The sequence below is a fragment of the Ottowia beijingensis genome, from assembly GCF_013423955.1.
Taxonomy (GTDB): domain Bacteria; phylum Pseudomonadota; class Gammaproteobacteria; order Burkholderiales; family Burkholderiaceae_C; genus Ottowia; species Ottowia beijingensis.
In genome coordinates, this window is record NZ_JACCKX010000001.1 from 2,486,484 (window position 1) to 2,512,140 (window position 25,657).

Consider the following 25,657-nt stretch of genomic DNA (forward strand, 5'->3'; position numbering starts at 1 on the left):
GGCCTTAACGCGCCAGTATAACGTCGTAGGCAAGCTCCTACAACCAAAAGCACATGAAAACTGACACCGATATTACGAACCCGCCGGTATCCGACCGCGTGCGCGAGGCCATGGCCATTTCGCTGCGCGGCTGCGAGGAGCTGCTGCCGCAGGAGGACTGGCTGAAGAAGCTGGCCCGGTCGGAGGCCAGCGGCCAGCCGCTGCGCATCAAGCTGGGGCTGGACCCGACGGCGCCCGACATCCACATCGGCCACACCGTGGTGCTGAACAAGATGCGCCAGCTGCAGGACCTGGGGCACCAGGTGATCTTCCTGATCGGCGACTTCACCACGCTGATCGGCGACCCCAGCGGCCGCAACACCACCCGCCCGCCGCTGACCGAGGAGCAGATTCGCGCCAACGCCGAGACCTACAAGACGCAGGCCTTCAAGGTGCTCGACCCCGCCCGCACCGAGCTGCGCTACAACAGCGAGTGGAGCGACGCGCTGGGCACGCGCGGGCTGATCAAGCTGGCGGCCAAATACACCGTGGCGCGCATGATGGAGCGCAACGACTTCCACGAGCGCTTCCACGCCGGCAACTCGATCAGCATCCACGAGTTCCTCTACCCGCTGATGCAGGGCTACGACTCGGTGGCGCTCAAGTCCGACATTGAACTCGGCGGCACCGACCAGAAGTTCAACCTGCTGATGGGCCGCCACCTGCAGCAGGAGTATGGCCAGGAGCCGCAGTGCATCCTGACCATGCCGCTGCTGGAAGGGCTGGACGGCGTCGAGAAGATGTCGAAGTCGAAGAACAACTACATCGGCATCACCGAAGACGCCAACACCATGTTCGCGAAGGTGCTGTCGATCAGCGACGAGCTGATGTGGCGCTGGTACACGCTGCTGTCGTTCAGGTCGATGGCCGACATCGAGGCACTGCAGGCCGAGGTGGGCGCCGGCCGCAACCCGAAGGACGCCAAGGTGATGCTGGCCAAGGAGATCACGGCGCGCTTCCATTCGGCCGCGGCGGCCGATGCCGCTGAAGCCGACTTCACCAACCGCAGCAAGGGCGGCGTGCCGGACGAGATTCCCGAAGTGTCGCTGGCCGCGGGCGAGGGCGGCGCGCTCGGCATCGGCCTGGTGCTCAAGCAGTCCGGGCTGGCGCCGTCGACCAGCGAGGCCAACCGCCTGATCGACGGCGGCGGCGTGCGCGTCGATTCCGGCGTGGTCAGCGACAAAGGGCTGAAGCTGAAAGCGGGCACTTACGTCGTGCAGGTGGGCAAGCGCAAGTTCGCCCGCGTGACGCTGGCCTGAAGCACACCTGCCGGCGGCTCAGGCCGCGGCCGTCTCGGGCGCCGGAAAGCCGTTGCGCCCCGGAAACTCCGGCGCCAGCGCGCGCGCGTTGGGCATCTTCAGCCACAGGCGCAGCATCTTGCGGCGCAGGGCCAGGTGTTCGTGGTCCTCGAACTCGGTGCGCGAGTGCAGCACGGCGTAGTTGTTGGCGAATTGCAGGTCGCCGGGCTCCAGCATCATGTCCAGGCGCAGCGCCGGGTCGGCCATCACGCGGTCGAACACGTCCAGCGCCTCGATTTCGACGCGCGACAGCGGCAGCTTGCAGATGTCGGCGCCCAGCTCGATGTACTGGCGCAGATAGCGGCAGCTCAGCTTGCCCTGGTGGTAGCTGAAGATGGGCGACAGGCTGGGCTGCGGCTCGCACAGGTGGGCGAAGTGGATGGGGCGGTAGTACAGGCCCAGCAGCTCGCGGTGCTTGTCCAGGATCTCGTTGTAGATCGCCGCCACGCTGACCAGGCTGGACAGGCCGCCCTGCCGCGCCTTGCGCACGCACATCAGGCCCACCACGTCGGACGGGTCGGAGTGGTAGGGCAGGTACAGGTTGGTTTCGTAGACGCGGGTGTTCTTGTCGTGGATGTCGCCCACGTTCATCACCTCGCCCAGCAGGTCGCCGCGCGGGTTCTGGCACACCGGCTGGCCCAGGTGCAGGCCGATGCCGTAGGTGATGGCGTTGATCTCGGCGTCGCTGTAGCGCTCGACGGGCAGGCCGCGCAGCAGCTTGAAGCCGCGGCCGTTTTCCAGCTCGTCGGCGAAGGCGGTCAGGCGCGGCACCAGCGGTGCGATCGGGAAGTCCTGCGCGCCGAAGTGCGGAAACGCGCGGCCGCGCGCCTTCAGCGTCGCCAGCGCGGCGTCCAGCACGGCGATGTCGTCGGGCGTGAAGTGGTACAGCCAGGCCGGGTCGGCCGCGATGTTGGGGCCTTTCCAGGCGGCGGGGCCGGTGATCTTTTCTTTCAGGATGACGCTCATGGCTGCTCCGGGGCGGCAGGTGGGTGGGGTTGAAACGGCAAGATTAACGTCAGCGCCGGCAAAGCGCCATGATCTGCCGCAATTGCTTCAATAACGATAGCTGCCGGCGCCCGGCACATGGGCGCAAAACCCCGTTTTGGCCATAAGCGCCGTGCCGGCTGCGCGCGGCCGCCGATGCTTGTCGCCGCGCTTGGCGACAATGCCGGCATGAACGCCCTTGCTTCCGTCCGCGCCTGGATGACGCCGCGCCGCCTGATGGCGGTGTCGGTGGTCGTGGCGCTGATGACGATCACCCTCAAGACAGCGGCGTGGTGGATCACCGGCTCGGTCGGCCTGCTGTCGGATGCCATGGAATCCTTCGTCAACCTGGCGGCCGCCATGTTCGGCCTGCTGATGGTGACGGTGGCCGCGCGCCCGGCCGACGACGACCACCCCTACGGCCACGACAAGGCCGAATACTTCTCGTCCGGCTTCGAGGGCATTCTGATCATCGGCGCCGCGGCGGCCATCATCTGGACGGCGTTGCCGCGCTTCTGGAACCCGCAGCCGCTGGAGCAGGTGGGCTGGGGCCTGGCGCTGTCGGTAGCCAGCTCGGTGCTCAACGGCGTGCTGGCCTGGGTGATGCTGCGCGCCTCGCGCATGCACCGCTCGATCGCGCTGGAGGCCGATGCCAAGCACCTGCTGACCGACGTCTGGACGTCGGCCGGCGTGGTCGCCGGCCTGTTGCTGGTGGGCGTGACCGGCTGGCGGTGGCTGGACCCGCTGGTGGCCATCGGCGTGGCGCTGAACATCGTGTGGGAGGGCGCGCGGTTGATCTGGCGCTCGTGGAGCGGGCTGATGGACAGCGCCGTCGAGCCCGAAGTGCACGGCGACATCGAAGCCGTGCTGGAGCGCTTCAGCCAGCGGCTGGGCGACCAGCACGTGGTGCTGTTCGACCACCTGATGACGCGCCGCGCCGGCCAGCGCCGCTTCATCAACGTGCACATGCACGTGCCGCCGACCTGGACGCTGGGCCGCGCCGACGACCTGCGCCACCAGGTCGAGCACGCGCTGGCCGAGGCGGTGCCGGGCCTGCACGCCAGCATCCAGATGCTGCCCGACGGCGTGGAGCCGATCACCGTCGACCTGAACGAGCCGCTGGAGGGCGCGCCCGAAAGCCTGCATGCGCATTGAGGGTGCATACAATTTCGATAGCGTCCAGCGCCTGTACAGCAATGTTTTCAAGGGAAAATGATCTGAAATCGAGCGTGGGTGGGCGCAAGCAGCTATTGTTTTTCATTGATCATGAAGAACTCTCAGATCACGCGCAAACCGCACCTGCGGTGTGGGAGCGGGCTTGCCCGCGATCAAGCCGTGGTGGCGACCAGACGCTTCATCGCGGGCCAGCCCGCTCCCACAACGCTGTCTGGTTGCGCATCCAGTGTTTTTGAATCCCGGCCGATGAGGCCATCACCGCGTTCCGCCCCATGCAAGCCCTGATCCAGCGCGTCTCCGAAGCCCGTGTCACCGTCGATGGCCGCGTCACCGGCGCCATCGGCCCCGGCCTGCTGGTGCTGCTGTGCGCCGAGCGCGGCGACGACGAGGCCGTGGCCGACCGGCTGCTGGCCAAGCTGCTCAAACTGCGCATCTTCAGCGACGCCGCCGGCAAGATGAACCTGAGCGTGCAGGACGTGGGCGGCGGGCTGCTCATCGTCAGCCAGTTCACGCTGGCGGCCGACACGGCGGGCGGCAACCGGCCGAGCTTCACCAATGCCGCGCCGCCCGAGCTGGGCCGCCACCTGTACGAGCATTTCGTCGCCCAGGCGCGCGCTGCCCACCCCGAGGTGGCCACCGGCGAATTCGCCGCCGACATGCAGGTGGCGCTGGTCAACGACGGGCCGGTGACGATTCCGCTGCGGATGAGTGCTGCGGCCTGATGCTTTGCTTTTGATAGCTTCCAGCGCTTGCTGTACAAGCGCTGCAGGCCAATTTCACTGATAGGGGTTGGGCTGCCCCAGCGCGGCCAGGATGGCGGCTTCCTGCGCCTCCATCGCCTCGGCGTCGGCCTCGCTGGTTTCGTGGTCCCAGCCCTGCGCGTGCAGCGTGCCGTGCACCAGCAGGTGGGCGTAGTGCTCGGCCAGGGGCTTGCCCAGCTCGGCCGCCTCGCGCGCCACCACCGGCGCGCACAGCACCAGATCGGCCGCCACCACCGGCGCGCCGCTGTAGTCGAAGGTCAGCACGTTGGTGGCGTAGTCCTTGCCGCGGAAATCGCGGTTGAGCTGCCGGCCCTCGTCGGCATCGACGATGCGCACCGTGATCTCGGCCGCCTGCACGTCGCCACCCAGCGCGGCGCGCACCCAGCGCAGCACCTTGTGGCGCGGCAGCGCGGCGCGGTGCGCGGCCACGCCGTCGAAACGGGCGAACTGCAGGCTGAGGCTCAGGGGCGGCTGGGGCATGGGCTGCTGGGAGGCGTTGGCTGGCGCGGCTGTGTGGTCTTGAATTGATAGCTGCCTGCGCCCATCATTGAACGATTTCAGATGGAAATATGCCTGAAATCCTTGTATATCAAGCGCAAGCAGCTATCGAAACAGCTTGATTGTCAACCAGTCTCAGACTGCTTTGTGGGAGCGGGCTGGCCCGCGATGAGGCGCCTCGTCGCAATGAACGCCGGATCGCGGGCCAGCCCGCTCCCACACAGCGGATGCGGTCCGCGTGTCATCCGGGTCTTCTCGATGATCAAGCCAATGAGGTTCATCACGCTGCCGACGCCTTGCCCGCATGGCGCGGCGCGGCGTCGTAGGCGTCCACGATGCGCGCCACCAGCGGGTGCCGCACCACGTCGGCGCTGGTGAAGCGGGTGAAGGCCAGGCCCTTGACGCGGCGCAGCACGCGCTCGGCGTCCACCAGGCCGCTGGTGGCGCCCTTGGGCAGGTCGACCTGGCTCACGTCGCCGGTCACCACGCAGCGGCTGCCGAAGCCGATGCGGGTGAGGAACATCTTCATCTGCTCGGGCGTGGTGTTCTGCGCCTCGTCGAGGATGACGAAGGCGTGGTTCAGCGTGCGCCCGCGCATGAAGGCCAGCGGCGCGATCTCGAGCTGGTTGCGCTCGAAGGCCTTTTGCACGCGATCGAAGCCCATCAGCTCGTACAGCGCGTCGTACAGCGGGCGCAGGTAGGGTCGACCTTCTGCGTCAGGTCGCCGGGCAGAAAGCCCAGGCGCTCGCCGGCCTCGACCGCCGGGCGCGTGAGCACGATGCGCTGCACGCTTTGCCGCTCCAGCGCGTCGACGGCGCAGGCCACGGCCAGGAAGGTCTTGCCGGTGCCGGCGGGGCCGATGCCGAAGGTGATGTCGTGGTGGGCGATGTTGTCGAGGTACACGCTCTGGTTGGGCGTGCGCGCCTGCAGGTCGGCACGGCGCGTGGCCAGCACCAGGCGGCCGTCGGCGCCTTCGGCCAGCGGCTCGCCGTCGCCGGCCAGCATCAGCTGCACGGTGTCGGGCTTGATGGGGCGGTCGGCCAGTTCGTACAGCGCCTGCAGCACGGTGAGCGCGCGCTCGGCCTGCTTCTTGGGGCCGTCGATCTTGAACTGCTCGTGCCGGTGCGCGATGGCCACCTGCAGCCCGGCCTCGATGGTGCGCAGGTGCTCGTCCATGGGGCCGCACAGGTGGGCCAGCCGGGTGTTGTTGAGGGGGTGAAGGTATGGCGCAGAATCACCGCCGCATTGTCACCCATCGTGCCGTGAGCTTCATCCACCCGCCGCCCGCGACCACGCCGGCCGCGCTCGACACCGAGCGCGGCCTGCTCGACAGCGCGCGCGCGCCGCTGGGCGGCGAGGCGGCAGGGCGGCCCGCGGCGTCGCGCACCGCCGGCTGGCTGCGGCGCCACGCGCTGCTGCTGGCGGTGCTGTGGATCACGCTGGCCGGCGTGGTGGCCACGGCGCTGTCGATGGCGCGGCCCTGGGTGGGCGTGCAGCTGGGGGTCGTCGGCGATCAGGTGGAGGTGCTGGCGGTGCATGACCGCAGCCCGGCGCAGGACGCCGGTCTGCGCCCCGGCATGCGCCTGCTGGCCGTCACCTCGCTGCTGGACGATGCCAGCATCACGCTGGAGCCCGCCGACCTGGTGGAGAACCCCGACCAGCTGCCGAGCTATGCCGCGTGGGCGCGCTTCTACGAGCGGCAGGACCTGCTGGCGCGCCTGTGGGGCGAGCCGCTGGTGGGGCTGCAGGTGCAGGCGCCCGAGGCGGCGCCGGTCGGCATCGAACTGGCGCCGGCCAAGGAGCGGCCGTTCCGCGCCCTGTCGAACGTATTCTGGTTCCTGTTTCTGGTGCAGGCCGTCAGCCTGCTGGCCGCGGCCTGGGTGCTGGTGGTGTACCCGACGCAGGCGGCCACGGTCTGCTCGTCGCTGGCGGCGCTGATGCTGAGCGTGCTGCTGAGCTGCGCCGCGGTGTTCAGCGGGCGCGAGCTGGCGCTGCCGGCCGGGCTGTTCCACACCCTGCTGTTCATCAACCACGCCGCCAGCATCGGTGCACTGCTGTTCCTGGCGGGCTTGCTGACGAATTTTCCGGTTCGCCTGCCGGGCGCGGGCTGGCACAAGGCCGCGGTGGCGGGCGTGTTCGGGCTGTGGGCGCTGGCCAATGCGCTGTGGTGGCTGCCGTCGCCCAACTGGGCCAGCCGCGGCATGCTGCTGGCGGGCGTGGGGCTGGCGTTTCTGCAGATGGCGCGGCAATGGCGCGCCAGCGCGGCGCACACGCCCGAGCGCACCCTCCTGCGCACGCTGGCGCTGCCTTGGGGGCTGGCGCTGGCGGCGCTGCTGGGCCTGCAGGAAGGCGTGCTGATGTTCGGCGGCACGCCGCCGGTGGCGCAGGCGTGGCTGTTCGGCCTGATCTTCGCGACCAGCGTGGGCACGGCGCTGGGCCTGCGCGGCTCGCGCGCGTTCGATCTGGACGACCGGGCCATGCAGGCGCTGCTCAGCCTGGGCGCGGGCATCGGCACCTTGGTGTGCTATCGGCTGATCCAGGCCACCGAATGGCTCAACGACGATCTGGCGATGCTGGTGGCGGTGCTCCTGTTCGGCCTGACCTATGTGCCGCTGTCCAGCGGCGTGTGGGGGCGCAGCATCCTGCGGCGCGGCCCGACGCCGCGCGAGCTGACCAGCGGCATTCTGGCGCTGGGCCTGGCGCCGCCGGGCGAGCGCCTGCAGCACTGGGCCAACCTGCTGACGCAGACGCTGCAGGTGCGCCAGCTGGGCCACGAGCCGCCGCCGGCCGAGCTGCGCAGCGCGCTGGAGCCGACGGTGAGCGCCAATGGCCAGGTGCTGTGGGTGCCGCCGGTGGCCGAGCTGCCCGGCTTCACGCTGTGGGCGCGCGACCGCGGCGGGCGCCTGTTCTCGCGCGGCGACCGGCGGCTGGCGCAGCGCCTGTCCGAGCTGGTGGTGCAGACCATCCAGGCGCACGATGCCTACGTGCGCGGCGCCAGCGACGAGCGCGAGCGCATCGCCGACGACCTGCACGACGACCTGGGCGCCAAGCTGCTGTCGCTGGTGCATGCCAGTGGGCAGACCGACCCGGCGGTGAGCAGCCAGGCGCGCCAGGCGCTGGAGGAGATGCGCCTGTCGGTGCGCAACCTGAAGGCGCAGCCGCTGCCGGTGGCCGACGTGCTGGCCGACTGGCGCGCCGAGACCGTGTCGCGCCTGACGGCGGCCGGCATCGAGGTGGACTGGGACGCCACCCTGCCCGACGGCATGGTGCTGATGCCGGTGCGCGCCGGCGCACAGCTGACGCGGGTGCTGCGCGAGGCGGTCTCCAACGTCATCCGCCACAGCGGCGCCGGGCATTGCCGCGTGCGGCTGCAGGTGACCGAGGGCGACCTGCAGCTGGAGGTGGAAGACAACGGCCGCGGGCTGGACACGGTGGCGCTGGCCCGCTCGGCCGGGCACGGCCTGCCCAACATCGAGCGGCGCGTGCGCCGGCTGGGCGGCACGCACCGCTTCACCACCGGCAGCCTGGGTGGCACGCTCCTGCTGGTGCGGGTGCCGCTGGAGCCGTTGCGGCCCTGATACCGTTTGGCGTTCAAAACGATGACAAGTGACCGCGGCTGGCGCCGCATGACAAATGACGAATGTCTTCTTTGTCATTGAAGCGCAGCGAAGTCATTTGTCATTCGTCATTTTTGAAAGCGCATTGGTATGAGCGTGCGCTGGCGCGCGGGCGGGCGGCCTGCGGCGGCGGATAGCGGACTTATTCCCGCATTCGGGGCGCGAAGGTGGCCCCTATCGGCGCGGCCGGCTCGCGGCTGCTTAACATGCCGCGGTCATGAAAGCCCTGCTTGTCGTCGAAGATCTGCCGGCCATCTGCGAATGGCTGGTCGAAACCGCGCGCCTGGCGTTTCCCGACACCGAGGTGGTGGCCGTGGCGCGCTGCAGCGAAGGCATCGAGCAGGCGGCGCTGCGGCCGTTCGACGTGGCGCTGGTCGACCTGGGCCTGCCCGACGGCAGCGGCGTGCAGGTCATCCAGGCGCTGCGCAACCACCAGCCCTCGGCCGTGCCGGTGGTGGTGACCATCCACGACGACGATGAACACCTGTTTCCGGCCCTGCAGGCGGGCGCCTTCGGCTATCTGCTGAAGGACGGCCCGCGCCACATCATCATTGCGCAGCTGCGCCGCATCGCCGAGGGCGAGCCGCCGCTGTCGCCGCCGATCGCGCGGCGCGTGCTCACCTACTTCAGCGCCGGCGGCCCGCGCGGCGTGGACGTGACGCGCTTCGACCCCAACGAGGTGGCGCTGAACGCGCGCGAGACCGAAATCCTGCAGCGCGTGGCCAAGGGCTACACCCTGCCCGAGATCGCCGGCCAGCTGGGTCTGTCGCGCCACACCGTGGCCGACTACGTCAAGCAGATCTACCGCAAGCTCAACGTCTCCTCGCGCGCCGAGGCGGCGCTGGAGGCAGCGCGGCGTGGGCTGGTGCGGCCCTGAGCGGCGGTCCACGAAGCCCTCGCGCCACGCTGGCCCCTGCGGTTGCCGTCAGCCGTTTGCCGCGCCTGAAACAGGCGATAGCCATTTGACAACATGTTGAAATATGAAAACAGGAGCTGCTGGCGCCTGATAGACGGGCGCCAGATCCTGATTCGATACCTGGAAAAATCTGGCAAGTCCCCCCTGCCACGCGCCGCCTTTTCGGCCGCGCAGTCCCCGGTTCGTATCATCGAGCCTCCCCGCGCGCCCGGCGCGGCCCAACCCGTGCCCCCTGACTGAAAGCCTGCCCGTGATCGGACGCCTCAGCGGCCTGCTGGCCGAAAAGAACCCGCCGCAAATCCTGATCGACTGTCAGGGCGTCGGCTACGAAGTGTGGGTGCCCATGAGCACCTTCTACAACCTGCCCGCGCTGGGCGAGCGCACCACGCTGCTGACGCACTTCGTGGTGCGCGAGGACGCGCAACTGCTGTACGGCTTCGGCAGCGACACCGAGCGCGCCGCCTTCCGCGAACTCATCAAGATCGGCGGCATCGGCCCGCGCATGGCGCTGGCTGTGCTGTCGGGCATGAGCGTGGCCGACCTGGCGCAGGCCGTCAGCACCCAGGACGGCGCACGCCTGACCAAGGTGCCCGGCATCGGCAAGAAGACCGCCGAGCGCCTGCTGCTGGAGCTGAAAGGCAAGCTCGGCGCCGACCTGGGCGCGCCGCAGGCACCCGCCAGCGATGCGCAAAGCGACATCCAGCAGGCCCTGCTGGCGCTGGGCTACAGCGACAAGGAAGCCGCCGCCGCACTCAAGACCCTGCCGCCGGACGTGGGCGTGAGCGAGGGCATCAAGCTCGCGCTGCGTGCGCTGGCCAAGTAAGCCCATACTTCTGTTTTGTTACGGCGGCGTCAACTTACTCCGTTAGCATGCGCGGCGCGGCATCGGCGGTTCGCCCGCGCAGCCCTTTCCTGAAGCCATCCTCCTGGAGCCCTTTCTCATGCGAGTCAACGCTTTCTCCGCGCTGCTGGCGCTTGGCACCCTGGTCACGCTGGCCGCCTGCAGCGGCGGGCCCGGCGCCAGCGCCGCCGACGCCCAGGCCAAGCCCGCCGCCGCCACGCGCGCGACCACCGGCCAGCCGCCGCGCAACCAGTGCAACGCCCAGGCCGTGCAGTCGCTGGTGGGCCAGCCCTTCACCGACGCCACCCTGGCCCAGGCCCTGGCCGCCGCCGGTGCCGACGAGGCCCGCATGCTGCGCCCCGACAGCATGATCACCAAGGAATACCAGGTCGGTCGCCTCAACGTGATCGTGGGCGCCGACAACCGCATCACCCGCGTGCACTGCGGCTGATCCGTTCCCCTTCAACCTGAACCGAACGCACACCATGCTGAAACGACACGTCTTGTGGACGGCCCTGGCCGCCTCCTGGCCCTGGCCGCCTGCGGCGGCTCCGACGATGAGCCCGCACCGGCACCGGCACCGGCACCGGCACCGGCACCGGCACCGGCACCGGCACCGGCGCCCGCGCCTGGTGGCGACCGCATCGAGCCGCTGGACACCGCCACCCTGCCGCGCAGCACGCCGGCCAAGACCGCCGCCGCCGTGGCCAGCCGCCTGCCGGCGGGCGCCGCCGTGGGTCAGGTGGCCCTGGGGCCGCTGGCCGCCGCCAAGTCCGCCGCGCCCGCCGCCAAGGGCACGGCGCTGCAGATCGGCGAAGGCCGCGATGTTCGCGCCACCGCCACCACCGCCGAACTGGCCCGCCACCTGCGCTGGGCCACCCTGACCGACGGCTCGCGCGTGGCGGCCGTGGCCTTCACGGCCGAGGGCGCCAAGGCGGTGCGCCTGGGCGTGCTGGCGCAGGCAGTGCCCGAGGGCGCGGTGCTGCGCTTCTACGGCGCCAGCGGCGAAGTGGTGGAGATGACCGCCGCCGAGCTGAGTGCCTTGCGCCAGGCCAACGAAAGCGCCGGCCTGAAGGCCGATGCCGCGCGCATGGTCTGGGGCCCCGACACGCCGGGCGCCGTCAGCACGCTGGAAGTGCAGCTGCCCGCCGGTGTGGCCACCGACCAGCTGCAGCTGGCCGTGCCGCAGCTGTCGCACCTGACGCAGACGGTGGCGCAGGCCATGGAGCAGCCGAAGGACGTCGACGAGATCGGCAACGCGGGCAGCTGCAACGTCGACGTCATGTGCGGCAGCTACCAGACCGAAGGCCGAGCGGTGGCCAAGATGGTGTTCACCGAAGGTGGCAGAACCTTGCTCTGCACCGGCACGCTGCTGAACGACACGCGCAACAGCCTCACCCCGTACTTCCTGACGGCCGCGCACTGCATCTCGAGCCAGGAAGCGGCCAGCAACCTGATCACCTACTGGTTCTTCCGCGCCGAATCGTGCGGCAGCGCCCCCGGTTCGACCCCAACGCCGTGCGCATGACCGGCGGCGCGCGCCTGCTCTATACGCGCGCCATTGTCGACACCACCCTGGTGCAGCTCAACAGCGCCCCACCGGCCAACGTGGTGTACGCCGGCTCGTACTTCGGCAGCGAAGCGGTGCCGGGCGTTGACGTGCTGGGTGTGCACCACCCGCGGGCGACCTGCAGAAGATGAGCATCGGCAGCATCCGCGGTTACACCAACTGCAGTTTCGGCAGTAATGGCAGCGCGCAGTGCCTGGAGGCCGGCGTGAGCGATGGCGCCATGTTCCGCGTTTCCTGGCGCCAAGGCACCACCGAAGGCGGCAGCAGCGGCTCGGCGATCTTCGTGCAGGCCAACGACGTTCGCTACGTCGTGGGCGCGCTTAGCTCGGGCAGCGCCAGCTGCCAGAACCCGAGCGGCACAGACGCCTACGGCCGCTTCGAGCTTTCGTTCGCGGACGGCATCCGCAACTGGCTGACGCGCTGACGCGCTGACGCCAGCGCGGCGGGTGCGGCGCTGCGTGCCCCGCCGCGAAGCACGGGCCTCCCCGGGGCCGTTCCTGGCCGCCTGCGCCACGCCTGCAGGCGGCAGAATGTCGGCCCATGAGCATCACCGTTGACGAGTTTGCCCTGCCGCCGGGCGGGCTGCGCCGCGCATGGTTTCCGCAGCCGTGGCCTCACCGCGCGAGGAGGCGCTGGAGCGTGCGCTGCGCCCCAAGCTGCTGGACGAGTACGTGGGCCAGCGCAAGGCGCGCGAGCAGCTGGAGATATTCATCGGCGCGGCGCGAAAGCGCGGCGAGGCGCTCGATCACGTGCTGCTGTTCGGCCCGCCGGGTCTGGGCAAGACCACGCTGTCGCACATCATTGCGCACGAACTCGGCGTTAGCCTGCGCCAGACCAGCGGGCCGGTGCTCGAAAAGCCGAAAGACCTGGCGGCGCTGCTGACCAACCTGGAAAAAACGACGTCCTGTTCATCGACGAGATCCACCGCCTCTCGCCGGTGGTGGAAGAAATCCTCTACCCCGCGCTGGAGGACTACCAGATCGACATCATGATTGGCGAAGGCCCGGCCGCGCGCTCGATCAAGCTCGATCTGCAGCCGTTCACCCTGGTGGGCGCCACCACGCGCGCCGGCATGCTGACCAACCCGCTGCGCGACCGCTTCGGCATCGTCGCGCGGCTGGACTTCTACACGCCGCAAGAGCTGGCGCGAATCGTCACCCGCTCGGCCGGTCTGTTGAACGTGCAAGCCGATGCCGAAGGCGCGCTCGAGATCGCGCGCCGCAGCCGCGGCACGCCGCGCATCGCCAACCGCCTGCTGCGCCGCGTGCGCGACTACGCCGATGTCAAGGGCGATGGCCACATCTCCAAAAAATAGCGCACGACGCGCTGGCCATGCTGGACGTCGACCCGGAAGGCTTTGACGTGATGGACCGCAAGCTGCTGGAAGCCGTGATCCACCGCTTTGACGGCGGCCCGGTGGGCCTGGACAACATCGCCGCCAGCATCGGCGAAGAGGCCGGCACCATCGAAGACGTGATCGAGCCCTACCTGATCCAGCAAGGCTTCTTGCAGCGCACGCCGCGCGGTCGCGTGGCCACGTTGGCGGCGTATCGGCACCTGGGCGTGGCCGCCCCGCAGGGTGCGGGGGCTTGTTCGGCGCGGCGTGATGGTGGCGGCGAGCAGACGCGCAGGCGCTTGAGAGTTTCAAGCCGAATGGGCCGCTGGCGCAATTGGGACGTGCGCCAACAGCTATAAAAATGTAGTCAACGTCCAGACGACGTTCTGCCCGCACCCCCAAACACATCAACCACCGCCTGTATCTGCGCCGCCGTCACCACATCGGCGCGCCGCGTGGCGGCATCGACGCAAGTAGCGCGCAGCACCTCGGGCGGCAGGCTGGCCAGGCCGCGAAAGCCCCATTCGCGCAGCACGGCCCAGCGCTCGGGCGCGGCGGCGGCGCGCTGGCGCAGGGCGCGCGCCTGTTCGGGCGAGTAGGCCCACACGTCTTCCACTTCGCCGGTATCGCGCGCGGCCACGCGCAGGCCGGCCAGTGGCGCCCTGACCATGAAAACATGGCCTTGCGCAAGCAGGGCGGGCGCAAAGCGCTGCAAATACAAGAGCAACAGCGCGCCAATGTGGATGCCGTCGGCATCGGGGTCAAACAGCAGCATCACGCGCTCGAAGCGCGGCGCCGCCGTGGCGCTGCTGTCCACGACCGATGACCAGCCCAGCGCGCTGGCCAGTTGCGGGTACAGCGGGTAGGCCGCCACGCGCGCCGGCGTGGCGCGCCAGGCGTTCAGCGGCTTGCCCTGGCACGCCAGCACGGCCTGCGTGCGGGCGTCGCGCACGGCCGCGACGGCGCCGGCGGCGGATTCGCCTTCTACCAGGAACAGCTCGCAACCCGCCCCGTGGCGCTGGCTTTCGATCAGCGTCATGCCCGCTTGCGAGCGGCGCGCCAGCTCATGACGGGCGCCTCGCGGCCTCGGAGGTAGCGTTTGGCAACATTTATACGTGTGCTCTCAAAATCCTTGTGCACGCCACCGCAGCCGCGCCGCAAATGGGGGTGAAGCGCGCGCCCGTGGCGAGTTGACATCAGTCATTAGTAGTCACTCCGTGTTCAACAGCGAGTGTGTGGAGGTTGCATCATGAACAAGTATCTGGCCGAACTGATCGGCACTTTCTGGCTGGTGCTGGGCGGCTGCGGCAGCGCGGTGCTGGCGGCGGCGTTTCCGCAGCTGGGCATCGGCTTTCACAGCGTGGCGCTGGCGTTTGGCCTGACGGTACTGACGATGGCCTACGCCATCGGCCACATCTCGGGCTGCCATTTGAACCCGGCGGTGAGCTTTGGCCTGAGGCCGGCGGCCGCTTCCGACCAAGGACCTGGTGCCTTACGTGGCGGCTCAGGTGATTGGATCTGTCGCCGGGCAAGTACTCGATGGTGTCGGTGCTGGTGTGCGAGGTGGTGATGACGGCGATGTTGCTGTTCGTCATCATGGGTTCGACACACGGCAAGGCGCCGGCCGGCTTTGCGCCGACCGCCATCGGCCTGTGCCTGACGCTGATTCACCTGGTCAGCATTCCGGTGTCGGACACTTCGGTGAACCCGGCGCGCTCGACCGGCGTGGCGCTGTTTGCGCAGACCGGCGCGCTAAGTTAGTTGTGGCTGTTCTGGGTGGCGCCGATTGTGGGCGGCATGACCGGCGCGGTGGTCTACAAGGCGGTGGTCGGCGATCGCGACTGAACACGCCGCATCGGCCCACTGCAAATCGCCATCACCGCCAGTCAGTGGCGGCGATTTGCTATTTTTAGCATAGCTTTTGCGCTTGTCCTGCAAGCGCCAAGGCCCGAAAAGACTTACAAACCCGGCTGCGCCTCGGGCCTGACGCCCAGCGCCACCAGAAAGCGCGCCACCATGTTGTAGGTGGCGATGGCGGCGGTGAGCTCGACCAGTTGCGTGGTGTCGAAGTGCGCCTTGAGCGCATCGAACAGCGCGTCTTCGACCTGCACGTCGCGCGTCATCTGCGCGGCGTAGCGAATCACCAGTTGCTCGATCTCGCCCAGCGCTGCATCGGCGGCGCTGCGCCGCGCATCGCCGGCGACGACGCGATCCAGCGCATCCAGCTCAGCCTGCGTGCCGCCGGCGGCCAGGAAGTCCGGCGCGTGGTGGTGGTATTCGTACAGCGCGCCGGTCAGCAGCGCCACGGTGCAGATCGCCAGCTCGCGCAGCCGCGGGCTGGTGGGCAGCTCGGTGCGCACGGCCTTCAGGTAGGTGTTCCAGCCGCGCGCCAGGGGCTCGCTCCACAGCAGCGCCTTGTCCAGGTTGATGAGCTGGCCGCCGCGGCGCGCCAGGATGGCGTCGACCAGTTCGGCGGGCTGGGGCTTGGCTTCGGGGGTCCAGTCGGGGATGCGCATGGTTGGGTCTCGGCGGCTGATGAAGGGTGCGGCAAGCATATGCGGATAATCCTTCGCATGTCCGGTTCGCGGGGTTTGTCCTGTTCCCATTGCATCCCGCGCGCGCCGAGGTGCGTGGCATGAAGCGCTGGCGGCCCGCCCTGTGGGCTTTGGTGGTGCTGCACATCGTGGGGCAGCGGCGGCCGCATGGCGGCTGCAGGCGCCACAGGTGGATGTGGTGACGCTCGGCACCGCCCCGCTGGTGCGCACCCTGCAGTTCTCGGCCCGCGTGGCCACCACCTCGCGCGTCAGCGTGGGTGCCACGCTCACCGGCCGCGTGGCCGACGTGGCCGTGCGCGAGGGCGATGCCGTGCGCCAGGGCGACGTGCTGCTGCGCCTGGAGACCGACGAAGCCCAGGCCGCGCTGGCCCAGGCCCAGGCCAACGCCCAGCAGGCGCAGGCACGCCTGGCGGGCCTGCGCGGCGCCGGGCGCACCCAGGCGCAGGCGCAGCTCGCCCAGGCCGACGCCACGCTGCGCGCCGCCGCGCGCGAGCTGGCGCGCACCCAGCAGCTGGTGGCCAGCGGCTTCATCAGCGAGGCGCGGCTGGACGACGCGCGCCGCGCCGTGGCGGTGGCGCGCGCCCAGCGCGACGGTGCCGGCGCCCAGGCGCAGGCCGTGGGCGAGCGCGGCGCCGAGCTGGCGCAGGCCGAGGCCCAGCTGCAGCAGGCCCGCGCCGCCGTGCAGGCCGCGCAGGCGCGCCTGGCGCAGACGGTGGTGCACGCGCCCACCGACGGCCGCGTGCTGCTGCGCAAGGTGGAGCCGGGGCAGATCGTGCAGCCCGGCAGCGCGCTGCTGAGCCTGGCGCTGGCCGGCCCGACCGAGCTGGTGGCCCAGGTGGACGAACGCTTTCTCGACCAGCTGCAGCCCGGCCAGGCCGCCAGCGTGGTGGCCGATGCCTTTCCGGCCCAGCCCTTTGCCGCGCAGCTGCGCAGCCTGGCGCCGGCGGTGGATGCGCAGCGCGGCTCGGTCGAGGTCAAGCTGGCGCCGCGGCAGGCGCCGCCGGATTTCCTGCGCGAGGACATGACGCTGTCGGTGGAGGTGCGCACCGGCGAGCGCCCTGCCGCGCTGGCGCTGCCGCTCACCGCGCTGCGCAGTCCCGCGCCGGGTGCGGCGCCGGGCGCGCCCGACAGCGTGTGGGTGCTGGGCGATGGCCGCGTGCAGGCGCGCCCGGTGCGCCTGGGCCTGCGCACGCTGGAGGCGGCCGAGGTGCTGGACGGCCTGGCCGAAGGCACTGCCGTGATCGTTGGCAGCGCGCCCGCGCCGGGGCAGCGTGCCCGGCCGCGCGCCATCGACTGGCACCCCGGCACGGCGCATGACTTCGGCACGCGCAGCGACGCCGGCGCCACCCTGACCAACGCCAAGGGGCGCTGACGGGCCATGGCGGGCTGGCTCGGCTTCGAATGGCGCGTGGCGCTGCGCTTTCTGCGCGAGGGGCGCATGCAGAGCGTGCTGATCATCGTCGGCGTGGCGGCGGGTGTGGCGGTGATCGCCTACGTCACTGCGCTCATCGACGGCCTGCAGGCCAACACCGTGGCCAAGACCCTGGGCACGCAGGCGCACGTGGCGCTGCGCGCGCCCGACGACGTGGTCACCCCCAGCTGGCCGCGCGACGCCGCCACCCACACGCTGAGCGAACGCCAGGCGCGCGCCCAGCGCCTGCGCCCGGTGGCCAACTGGCAGGCGCTGGTGCCGCTGCTGGAGCGGCGCGCCGAGGTGCGCACCGTCTCGCCCATGGTGTCGGGCAGCGGGCTGGCGCTGCGCGGCGAGGCCTCGCAGTCGATCGCGCTGATGGGCGTGGAACTGGCGCGCTACGACCGCATGGTCGATCTGCGCCGCAAGCTGGTGGATGGCGCGGCGCGGCTGGAGCCGGGCGACGCCATCGTCGGCACCGAGCTGGCGCGCGACCTGGGCCTGCGCGTGGGCGACCGCTTCAGCGTGAACACCGGGCGCGTCACCGACTCGATGCGCGTCACCGGGCTGATCGACCTGGGCATCAAGGACCTGAACCGCCGCACTGTCATCGTGCCGCTGCGCAGCGCGCAAAGCCTGCTGGAGCTGCCCGGTGGCGCCACCGTGCTGGAGCTGCAGGTGACCGACGTGTGGCAGGCCGAACGCCTGGCCGCCGAACTGCGCCAGGCGCTGCCCTACAAGGTCGAGAGCTGGCAGGAGACCAATGCTCAACTTGTGTCGGCCCTGCGCGCGCAAAGCATCAGCACGGCGGTGATCCGCGGCGTGGTGGCGGCCGTGGTGGTGCTGGGCATTGCCAGCGTGCTGGTGGTGTCGGTGGTGCAGAAGCAGCGCGAGATCGGCATCCTGCGCGCCATGGGCGCCACGCGCGGGCAGATTCTGCGCGTGTTCCTGCTGCAAGGGGCGGTGGTGGGCGCGCTGGGCTCGGTGCTGGGCGTGCTGCTGGCGATGCTGCTGGTGTGGCTGTTCACCACGCTGGCGGTGGGGCCCGACGGGCAGCCCATGTTCGTCATCCACCTGCCGCCCGGCACGGCGGCCTACACCGCGCTGCTGGCCACCGTGTGCGGCGTGCTGGCCGCGCTGGCGCCGGCGCGCCGCGCCGCGCGCATGGACCCGGCGCAGGCGATCCGGCTGTGAGCACGCCCGCGCCCGCCGACACCGCCGTGCCGCTGATCGCGCTGCGCCAGCTGGTCAAGCGCTACAACCTGGGCCAGCCGAACGAGGTGGAGGTGCTGCACGGGCTGGATCTGCGCGTGGCGCCGGGCGAATTCGTGGCGCTGATCGGCCCCTCGGGCTCGGGCAAGAGCACGTTGCTCAACATCCTGGGCCTGCTGGAACGCCTGACGGACGGCGACTACGCGCTGCAGGGCCAGTCGGTGCGCGATCTGCAGGATCAGGCCCTGACGCTGCTGCGCCGGCGCGCGCTGGGCTTCGTGTTCCAGTTCCACCACCTGCTGCCGGCCTTCAGCGCGCTGGAGAACGTGACGCTGCCGGCGCTGATGGCCGAGGGCCGCGTGAGCAGCGCGCAGCGCGAGCGGGCACGCGCGCTGCTGGGCGCCGTGGGCCTGGCGCAGGCCATGGACAAGCGCCCCGGCGAGCTCTCGGGCGGCATGCAGCAGCGCGTGGCCATTGCCCGCGCGCTGGTGAACAACCCGCCGCTGGTGCTGGCCGACGAGCCCACGGGCAACCTCGACACCGCCTCGACCGACGCCGTGTTCGGCCTGCTGCGCCAGATCCACGAGGAGCGCGGCACGGCCTTCATCGTCGTCACGCACGACCCGCGGCTGGCGCAGCGCTGCGACCGCATCGTCGAGCTGGTCGACGGCCGCATCGCCCGCGACGAACGGGTGCCGCCCGGCGCGGGCCAGCGGGGATAATCCGGCCCCATGCGCATTCGCTTTACCAAGATGCAGGGCGCGGGCAACGATTTCGTGGTGCTCGACGAGACGCAGGGCCGGCTGGGCCTGGGCGCGGCGCAGTACCGTTTTCTGGCCGACCGCCACTTCGGCGTCGGGGCCGACCAGATCCTCAGCGTGCGCCCGGCGCCGTCGCCCGAGGTGGACTTCGAGTACGTGATCCACAACGCCGACGGCGGCGAGGTGGAGCACTGCGGCAACGGCGCGCGCTGCTTCGTGCGCTACGTGCGCGAGCGTGGCCTGACCGAGAAGCGCACGGTGCGGGTGCAGGTGCAGCGCGGCGTGATCGAGCTGACCGAGGCCGACGACGGCCGTGTGCGCGTCGACATGGGCGCGCCGGTGTTCGCGCTGGACCAGGTGCCGTTCGACCCGACGGGCCTGACGCCGGTGCCGGCCGGTGCCACGCCCGATCACCGGTGGCAGCTGTGGTCGCTGGATTTGCAGCCAAATCAGGCTTCAGCGCCCGCCAGTCAAGCGCAGGAAGCTATGGTTAATGTAGCAATCCTGTCCATGGGCAACCCGCACGCGGTGCAGCTGGTGGGCGATGTGGACACGGCGCCGGTGCTCGACCACGGCCCGCTGATCGAGCGGCACCCCGCGTTCCCCAACCGCGTCAACGCGGGCTTCCTGCAGATCGTCGACCGCGGTCACGTGCGCCTGCGCGTGTACGAGCGCGGCGCTGGCGAGACGCTGGCCTGCGGTACCGGCGCCTGCGCGGCGGTGGTGGCGGGCATCCGGATCGGCCTGCTCGATCACCGCGTCGACGTGCAGGCGCGCGGCGGGCAGCTCACCATCGAATGGGCCGGCGGCATGCAGGATCATGTGTTCATGACCGGCCCCGCCACCACCGTGTTCGAGGGCAGCATCGAGCTGCCCGACTCTCTTTCCAACCCGGCCTGAACGCCGGCAGAACCACCATGCAGACCCACCCCATCACCGAAGAAGACATCGCCCAGTTCCTGATCCACACGCCGGATTTCTTCGAGCGCCATGCCGACCTGCTGGGCGCCGTGCAGCTCACCAGCCCGCACGGCGGCCGTGCCGTGAGCCTGCAGGAGCGCCAGGCCGAGATGCTGCGCGAGAAGATCAAGGTGCTGGAGCTGCGCCTGATGGAGATGATGCGCCACGGCAACGAGAACATGCTGATCGCCGACAAGCTGCTGCGCTGGTCGCGCCAGCTGTTCATGGTGGCGCGCCCGGTCGATTTGCCGGCCGTGCTGGTGAGCGAGATGAAGGCGCAGTTCAGCGTGCCGCAGGCGGCGCTGAAGCTGTGGGACGTGGCCGAGGTGTACGCCGGCGAGCCCTTTGCGCAGGGTGCCAGCGACGACGTGAAAAGCCTGGCCTCGTCGCTCACGGCGCCGTACTGCGGCGTCAACGCCGGCTTCGATTCGGTGCAGTGGCTGGACGACCCGGAGGCCGCCGCCTCGCTGGCGCTGATCCCGCTGCGTGCGGGCGCCACCCAGCCGGCCTTCGGCCTGCTGGTGCTGGCCTCGCCCGACAGCCAGCGCTACCAGGCCGGCATGGCCACCGACTTCCTCGAGCGCATCGCCGAACTGGCCAGCGCGGCGCTGTCGCGGGTGCGGGATACCTGACGGGTTTTCAAGCCAAATCGGCCTTTGGCGCCCATGCAGCAAGCGCAAGCAGCTATTGAATGCATAGCGACATGAGTGCCGATGCCGCCCCGATCTCCGCTGCCGATGCGGCGCTGGTCGAGCGCTACCTGGAGCACGTGCGCGTTGAAAAGCGCCTGGCCGAGCGCACGCTCGCGCTCTACAGCCTGGACCTCGAAAAACTCGCCCAGTTCGCCGCCCAGTCCGGTGTGGCGCTCACCACGGTCGGCAACCACCACGTGCGCCGCTGGGTGGCGCAGATGCACGCCGGCGGGCGCAGCGGGCGCGGCATCGCGCTCATCCTCTCGGGCTGGCGCGGCTTCTACGCCTGGCTGGGGCGCGAAGGCCTGATCAGCGCCAACCCGGTGCAGGACGTGCGCGCGCCCAAGCAGCCGCGCCCCTGCCCAAGGCGCTGGGCGTGGACGAGGCGGTGCAGCTGGCCGACCACGCCGACGAGGCCGACGACCCCTGGCTCGACGCGCGCGACGCCGCCATGGTGGAACTGCTGTACGGCGGTGGCCTGCGCGTGGGGAGTTGATCGGGCTGGACGTGGCGCCCAGCGACGCCGCCCTGCGCGCCGGCCGCGGCTGGCTCGACCTGCAGAGCGCCGAGGTGCAGGTCCATGGCAAGGGCGACAAGCGGCGCACGGTGCCGGTGGGGCGCGGCGCGCTGCAAGCCTTGCAGCAGTGGCTGGCGGTGCGCGATCAGGTGCCTGCGCAACCGCAGGCCGCGCAGGCGCTGTTCATCGGCCGCCGCGGCACGCGGCTGACGGCGCAGTCGGTATGGCAGCGCCTGAAGCGCCGCAGCCTGCGCGCCGGGCTGGCCACGCCGGTGCACCCGCACATGCTGCGCCACTCGTTCGCCAGCCACGTGCTGCAGTCCAGCGGCGACCTGCGCGCGGTGCAGGAGCTGCTGGGCCACGCCAACATCGGCACCACGCAGGTGTATACGCGGCTCGACTTCCAGCACCTGGCCAAGGCCTACGACGCGGCGCACCCGCGTGCGCGGCGCAAGGGCTGAGTCGCCTACTGGCAGCGGAACAGCAGCCGGTTGTCGCCGGGCGCCACGGTGTCCAGCATCAGGGCCAGCTTGTCGAGCATCAGGTCGGGCTGGCGGCCGTCGCGCGGCATCACGCCCAGGGCCATGCGCAGCCTGGGCCGCCAGCCCTCGGGGCGGCCGCTGATGGGCCGCAGGCAATGGGCCAGCACGCGCTGCGCCTGGTCCTCGATGGCTTCCTGCGTCACCGGCCCCTCGATCAGCATGATGAAGCGGCGGTTGCTCAGGCGCCCGACGGTGTCGATCTCGCGCATCACGTGCAGCAGCCGGTTGGCCAGCCGCAGCGGAATTTCCTGGTCGACCCGGCGGCCGTACAGCTGGCGCAGCTCGCCCAGGTTGACCAGGTCGATCAGCAGCACCGCGATCTGGTGCTCCTGCCGCTGCGCGCGCGCGGTCATGCGGCGCAGGCGCTCCATCACCACGGCCGGGGTCGACAGGCCGGTGGCGGGGTCGACCCGGTCGAGGCCGCGCAGGCGCTGCGCCGTCAGGCTGCGGTCACGCCCGCGCACCAGCAGCGTCGTCATCAGAATGCCCAGTTGCAGGGCCGCGCCGCCCAGCAGCACGAAGCGCATCAGCAGGCCCACCGGCGCCAGCTGGAACATGCGCAGGATGTAGGGCGAGGCGGGTGCCGCCAGGCACACCATGCCCGCCAGGACGGCTGGCGCGTAACGGTCGCCGTGCCCGATGGCCCAGGCGGGCACGCCGATACCGAGCAGCAGCGCGACGATGGCATACACGCCCACGGTTTCGTCGGTCCAGGTGGCTGGCAGCCACGGCATGGCCAGGGCCAGCAGCACGGCGGCGGCCACGGCGGCGGACGCCCACAGGAACAAGCGCCTGGAGCGCAGGTGCAGGTCGGTGGCTGCCACCACGAAAGCCAGCGCAGCCCCCAGCGTGAGCAGCGGCAGGACCGTGGCCGCGTGGTGGTTCCACGCGGCGTGCCTTGGCCACAGCACCAGGCCTGCAAAGCCGGAGAGCGATGCCGCCGACAGGGCTGTCAGCAGCGTGAACAGGGCGTAGAGGACGAAGGCCAGGTCGCGACCGCGCCAGGCGCTGCTCAGCGCCACCAGCACGGCCAGCGCGGCGATGCCGAAGTACACGCCCAGGCCGACCGACACGTTGCGCTCGCGGCGCAGCAGCTGACGCTCCTCGGTCACCAGCACCGGCACCGAGGTCGGGTTGGCGTGGCCGATCCGCAGCAGGTGGACGACCGGCGCATCGGCCTTGGGCCGCAGTTGCAGCAGCGGCTGGCGGTGTGGCAGCGGCCATTCGGCCACGGACAGGGCGTCGCCCGCATCCTGCTGCGTCCAGCGGCCGTCGTCGGCCTGGATGAACAGGGTGGCGCGGTCCAGGTTGGCGTAGGGGATTTCGAGGTACCAGTGCCAATGGGTCGACCCGATGGGCGCGGTGCGAAAGCGAATCCACACCATGTCGGCCAGGGTGTGCAGGGGAAAGATGTGGTCCGACCGCGTGGCTTGCCAGGCCGTGTCGGGCAAGCGCATTACCTCGTCGGGGGTGGCGCGTCCCGTGTGGTCGATCCAGTACTGTCCATCGGGGCCCAGGCGGCGCGCCTGCTCGGGGTGCGGGTCCAGCGTCAGCAGGGGCTGCGCCTGGGCCGCCGGCCAGCACAGCAGCAGCAGCAGCAGCGGGATGGCCCAGGCCAGCCCGGGCCAGGTTCGGAGGCTGTGGATGAGCGCGGGACGGGGCATTGGGCGGGACAGGCAGCGGGTTAACCCTCAAGTCAATCACAACTGCTTACGGTCGCGCGGCCATCGGGTGTGCACGATTTCACGGAAACCGGGCTGGTCTGCCGTGGCGGCGCGGTGCATGGGCCGGCGGGACAGGCGGCGGGCGCGGGACTACACTGCGCTGTTTCAGTCCTTTGTGCGCGTGCTGCCGGCTGGCGGCCGCGACGCCACGCTACGCCATGTCCCTGATTCCCGCCACCATCCTTACCGGCTTCCTCGGCTCGGGCAAGACCACGCTGCTCAAGCGCGTGCTGACCGAGGCGCACGGCCAGAAGATCGCCGTGATCGAGAACGAATTCGGCGAAGAAAACATCGACAACGAGATCCTGGTCGCCGACGAGCAGGAGCAGATCATCCAGATGAGCAACGGCTGCATCTGCTGCACCATCCGTGAAGACCTGCGCTCCACCCTGAGCGATCTGGCCGCGAGAAAGCGCAAGGGCGAGCTCGATTTCGAGCGGGTGGTGATCGAGACCACGGGCCTGGCCGACCCCGGCCCGGTGGCGCAGACCTTCTTCATGGACGACGAGATCGCCGAGGCCTATCTGCTGGACGCCATCGTCACGCTGGTGGATGCCAAGCATGCGGCGCAGCAGTTGAACGACCGGGTGGAAGCGCAGCGCCAGGTGGGTTTTGCCGACCAGATCTTCATCAGCAAGGCCGACCTGGTGGATGCCGGGGAACTGGATGCGCTGCAGCACCGCCTGAAGCACATGAACCCGCGCGCGCCGCAGAAGGTGGTGCATTTCGGCGAGGTGCCGCTCAAGGAGGTGTTCGACCTGCGCGGCTTCAACCTGAACGCCAAGCTCGACGTGGACCCGGAGTTCCTGGCGGCCGAGTCGCACGACCACCATCACCACGACCATCACCACGACCATGACCACGATGGCGAGCACTGCGACCATCCGTCGCACCAGCACGGTCATGGCCACGGCCACCATCACCACCATGACGACGACGTCAAGAGCTTCGTCTTCCGCAGCGACCGCGCCTTCGATCCGGCCAAGCTGGAGGACTTCCTCGGTGCCATCGTCAATATCTACGGCCCGCGCATGCTGCGCTACAAGGGCGTGCTGTGGATGAAGGGCACCGAGCGCAAGGTGGTGTTCCAGGGCGTGCACCAGCTGATGGGCAGCGATCTGGGGCCGGCGTGGAAAGAAGGCGAGCAGCGCACCAGCAAGATGGTGTTCATCGGCATCGACCTGCCTCGGGACATCCTGACGCAGGGGCTGGAGCAGTGCCTGGTCTGAAGCACGCCGGTGCGCCCAAATCTCCAGAACAGCCTGCAGATTAATCATTTTTCATGAAAACCGGCTGAACCAGTGCGTTTGTAAAGGCCAAATGGCCGCAGCCGCGTTCCGGTGGCTACAATCGCCGCCTTTGCACAGGCCGCACCCCATTCAGGAGCGGCCTGGTCCAGCCGCCCAAGAAGGTCCAACAATAAGGGCGCTCATCGGATGAAAAAGACCATGCTTCATCCGCTGGCCATGCGGTCGGCCCCGGGCCTTTGTGGCGCTGGGGTCTTCAGGAGACAGTAGAAGTGAAAACTGCGGCTGCCAAGAGCCCGGCCAAACCCAAGGCCACGCCCGCCAAGACGACGCCTGCCAAGCAGGCGGCCAAGGCGACGTCCGCTGCTGCCAAGACAGACAGCAAGCCCAAGGCGCCTGCCAAGACCAGCACCACGGCGACGCCGCGCACCGCTGCCAGGAAGTCCGCCACTGCACCCTCGGCATTGCCGCCGGTGCCGGCACCCAAGAATCTGCCCATGCCCACTGTTGCCGCTCCTCCCGTGCCGATTCCGGTCAAGAAAGACCCGAAGCTGGCCAACAACTGGAAATCCAAGAACGTTGCCGACCTGAGCGATGCCGAAGTCATCGCCATGCCCGACAGCGAATACATGAACGACAAGCAGCTGGCCTACTTCCGCCTGAAGCTGGTGGGCCTGAAAGAGGACATCCTGGCCAATGCCGGCCAGACCACCGAGAACCTGCGCGAGGACACGGTGGTGGTGCCCGACCCGGCCGACCGCGCCACCATCGAGGAAGAGCATGCGCTGGAGTTGCGCACGCGCGACCGCGAGCGCAAGCTGCTGAAGAAGATCGAGCAGTCGATTGCCCGCATCGACTCGGGCGACTACGGCTATTGCGACGAAACCGGCGAGCCCATCGGCGTGCCGCGCCTGCTGGCGCGCCCCACGGCCACGCTGTCGCTCGGGCGCAGCAGCGCCGCGAGCTGAAGCAGAAGATGTTCGGCGACTGAGCAGGCAGG

General features: G+C 70.0%; 19 protein-coding genes and 6 pseudogenes. 19 read left to right on the forward strand and 6 right to left on the reverse strand.

Annotation, left to right across the window (positions count from 1 at the left end; translation table 11 throughout):
* Positions 1-53 precede the first annotated feature (53 nt).
* A complete protein-coding gene (tyrS, locus tag H0I39_RS12540) occupies positions 54-1,298 on the forward strand; it encodes a tyrosine--tRNA ligase (protein WP_180550715.1) in 1,245 nt (414 codons plus the stop codon).
* A gap of 18 nt (positions 1,299-1,316) precedes the next feature.
* Here the strand turns inward: tyrS and H0I39_RS12545 are convergent, their stop codons facing one another.
* The gene (locus H0I39_RS12545; RefSeq protein ID WP_180550716.1) at positions 1,317-2,303 is read right to left on the reverse strand and encodes a TauD/TfdA family dioxygenase; all 987 of its coding nucleotides are present in this window, start codon (positions 2,301-2,303) and stop codon (positions 1,317-1,319) included.
* A gap of 207 nt (positions 2,304-2,510) precedes the next feature.
* Between H0I39_RS12545 and H0I39_RS12550 the strand changes: the two genes are divergently transcribed.
* Both H0I39_RS12550 and dtd read left to right on the forward strand, forming a co-directional pair.
* Complete coding sequence (locus tag H0I39_RS12550) at positions 2,511-3,476, forward strand: cation diffusion facilitator family transporter (RefSeq protein ID WP_180550717.1); 966 nt, start codon at positions 2,511-2,513, stop codon at positions 3,474-3,476.
* Positions 3,477-3,769: 293 nt separating this feature from the next.
* Positions 3,770-4,219, forward strand: a complete 450-nt coding sequence (dtd, locus tag H0I39_RS12555) for a D-aminoacyl-tRNA deacylase (RefSeq protein WP_180550718.1) — start codon at positions 3,770-3,772, stop codon at positions 4,217-4,219.
* 54 nt (positions 4,220-4,273) lie between these two features.
* On the opposite strand, the gene ybeY is transcribed toward dtd, so the two are convergent.
* Entirely contained in the window at positions 4,274-4,738 is a 465-nt protein-coding gene (gene ybeY, locus H0I39_RS12560) for an rRNA maturation RNase YbeY (RefSeq protein WP_180550719.1), read from the reverse strand.
* 298 nt (positions 4,739-5,036) lie between these two features.
* Positions 5,037-5,994 (reverse strand): annotated as a pseudogene (locus H0I39_RS12565) (PhoH family protein).
* A gap of 24 nt (positions 5,995-6,018) precedes the next feature.
* On the opposite strand from H0I39_RS12565, the gene H0I39_RS23740 reads away from it, so the two are divergent.
* The 7 genes and pseudogenes from H0I39_RS23740 to ruvB all read left to right on the forward strand — a co-directional run.
* Positions 6,019-8,334, forward strand: a complete 2,316-nt coding sequence (locus H0I39_RS23740) for a sensor histidine kinase (protein WP_180550720.1) — start codon at positions 6,019-6,021, stop codon at positions 8,332-8,334.
* A 256-nt stretch (positions 8,335-8,590) separates the two neighbouring features.
* Positions 8,591-9,250, forward strand: coding sequence for a response regulator (locus H0I39_RS12575; RefSeq protein WP_180550721.1), 660 nt, complete (start codon positions 8,591-8,593; stop codon positions 9,248-9,250).
* Positions 9,251-9,539: 289 nt separating this feature from the next.
* Positions 9,540-10,112, forward strand: a complete 573-nt coding sequence (gene ruvA / locus H0I39_RS12580) for a Holliday junction branch migration protein RuvA (protein ID WP_180550722.1) — start codon at positions 9,540-9,542, stop codon at positions 10,110-10,112.
* A 118-nt stretch (positions 10,113-10,230) separates the two neighbouring features.
* Positions 10,231-10,581: an I78 family peptidase inhibitor gene (locus tag H0I39_RS12585; protein ID WP_180550723.1), complete on the forward strand. Its 351-nt coding sequence runs from the start codon at positions 10,231-10,233 to the stop codon at positions 10,579-10,581.
* A 54-nt stretch (positions 10,582-10,635) separates the two neighbouring features.
* Complete coding sequence (locus H0I39_RS12590; protein ID WP_180550724.1) at positions 10,636-11,658, forward strand: hypothetical protein; 1,023 nt, start codon at positions 10,636-10,638, stop codon at positions 11,656-11,658.
* Positions 11,655-12,124, forward strand: a pseudogene (locus tag H0I39_RS24740) (trypsin-like serine peptidase). Before H0I39_RS12590 ends, H0I39_RS24740 begins: the two are co-directional and overlap by 4 nt.
* Positions 12,125-12,293: 169 nt before the next feature.
* Positions 12,294-13,311, forward strand: a pseudogene (ruvB, locus tag H0I39_RS12605) (Holliday junction branch migration DNA helicase RuvB); the annotation flags it as partial.
* A 92-nt stretch (positions 13,312-13,403) separates the two neighbouring features.
* On the opposite strand, the gene H0I39_RS12610 reads toward ruvB, so the two are convergent.
* Positions 13,404-14,075, reverse strand: coding sequence for a toprim domain-containing protein (locus tag H0I39_RS12610; protein WP_180550727.1), 672 nt, complete (start codon positions 14,073-14,075; stop codon positions 13,404-13,406).
* Between the two features lie 210 nt (positions 14,076-14,285).
* Here H0I39_RS12610 and H0I39_RS12615 point away from each other — a divergent pair.
* Positions 14,286-14,881, forward strand: a pseudogene (locus tag H0I39_RS12615) (aquaporin).
* A gap of 113 nt (positions 14,882-14,994) precedes the next feature.
* Here H0I39_RS12615 and H0I39_RS12620 read toward each other — a convergent pair.
* Positions 14,995-15,552 (reverse strand): carboxymuconolactone decarboxylase family protein, encoded by a 558-nt coding sequence (locus H0I39_RS12620; RefSeq protein WP_180550728.1) that lies wholly within the window; start codon positions 15,550-15,552, stop codon positions 14,995-14,997.
* Between the two features lie 217 nt (positions 15,553-15,769).
* On the opposite strand from H0I39_RS12620, the gene H0I39_RS12625 reads away from it, so the two are divergent.
* The 6 genes and pseudogenes from H0I39_RS12625 to H0I39_RS12650 all read left to right on the forward strand — a co-directional run bounded on the left by H0I39_RS12625 (position 15,770) and on the right by H0I39_RS12650 (position 21,605).
* A complete protein-coding gene (locus tag H0I39_RS12625) occupies positions 15,770-16,963 on the forward strand; it encodes an efflux RND transporter periplasmic adaptor subunit (protein ID WP_308645847.1) in 1,194 nt (397 codons plus the stop codon).
* A 6-nt stretch (positions 16,964-16,969) separates the two neighbouring features.
* Positions 16,970-18,196, forward strand: coding sequence for an ABC transporter permease (locus H0I39_RS12630; protein ID WP_180550729.1), 1,227 nt, complete (start codon positions 16,970-16,972; stop codon positions 18,194-18,196).
* Positions 18,193-18,936, forward strand: coding sequence for an ABC transporter ATP-binding protein (locus H0I39_RS12635; RefSeq protein ID WP_180550730.1), 744 nt, complete (start codon positions 18,193-18,195; stop codon positions 18,934-18,936). Before H0I39_RS12630 ends, H0I39_RS12635 begins: the two co-directional genes overlap by 4 nt.
* A gap of 9 nt (positions 18,937-18,945) precedes the next feature.
* Complete coding sequence (gene dapF, locus H0I39_RS12640) at positions 18,946-19,875, forward strand: diaminopimelate epimerase (RefSeq protein WP_180550731.1); 930 nt, start codon at positions 18,946-18,948, stop codon at positions 19,873-19,875.
* A gap of 17 nt (positions 19,876-19,892) precedes the next feature.
* Complete coding sequence (locus H0I39_RS12645) at positions 19,893-20,567, forward strand: DUF484 family protein (protein WP_180550732.1); 675 nt, start codon at positions 19,893-19,895, stop codon at positions 20,565-20,567.
* A 71-nt stretch (positions 20,568-20,638) separates the two neighbouring features.
* A pseudogene (locus H0I39_RS12650) lies at positions 20,639-21,605 on the forward strand (tyrosine-type recombinase/integrase).
* Positions 21,606-21,610: 5 nt separating this feature from the next.
* Here the strand turns inward: H0I39_RS12650 and H0I39_RS12655 are convergent.
* Positions 21,611-23,350, reverse strand: a complete 1,740-nt coding sequence (locus H0I39_RS12655; protein WP_180550733.1) for a sensor domain-containing diguanylate cyclase — start codon at positions 23,348-23,350, stop codon at positions 21,611-21,613.
* A 218-nt stretch (positions 23,351-23,568) separates the two neighbouring features.
* On the opposite strand from H0I39_RS12655, the gene H0I39_RS12660 reads away from it, so the two are divergent.
* Both H0I39_RS12660 and dksA read left to right on the forward strand, forming a co-directional pair.
* On the forward strand, positions 23,569-24,639 hold the full coding sequence (locus H0I39_RS12660) for a CobW family GTP-binding protein (protein WP_180550734.1): 1,071 nt from the start codon (positions 23,569-23,571) through the stop codon (positions 24,637-24,639).
* A 482-nt stretch (positions 24,640-25,121) separates the two neighbouring features.
* Positions 25,122-25,648 (forward strand): annotated as a pseudogene (gene dksA, locus H0I39_RS12665) (RNA polymerase-binding protein DksA).
* Positions 25,649-25,657: the final 9 nt, after the last annotated feature.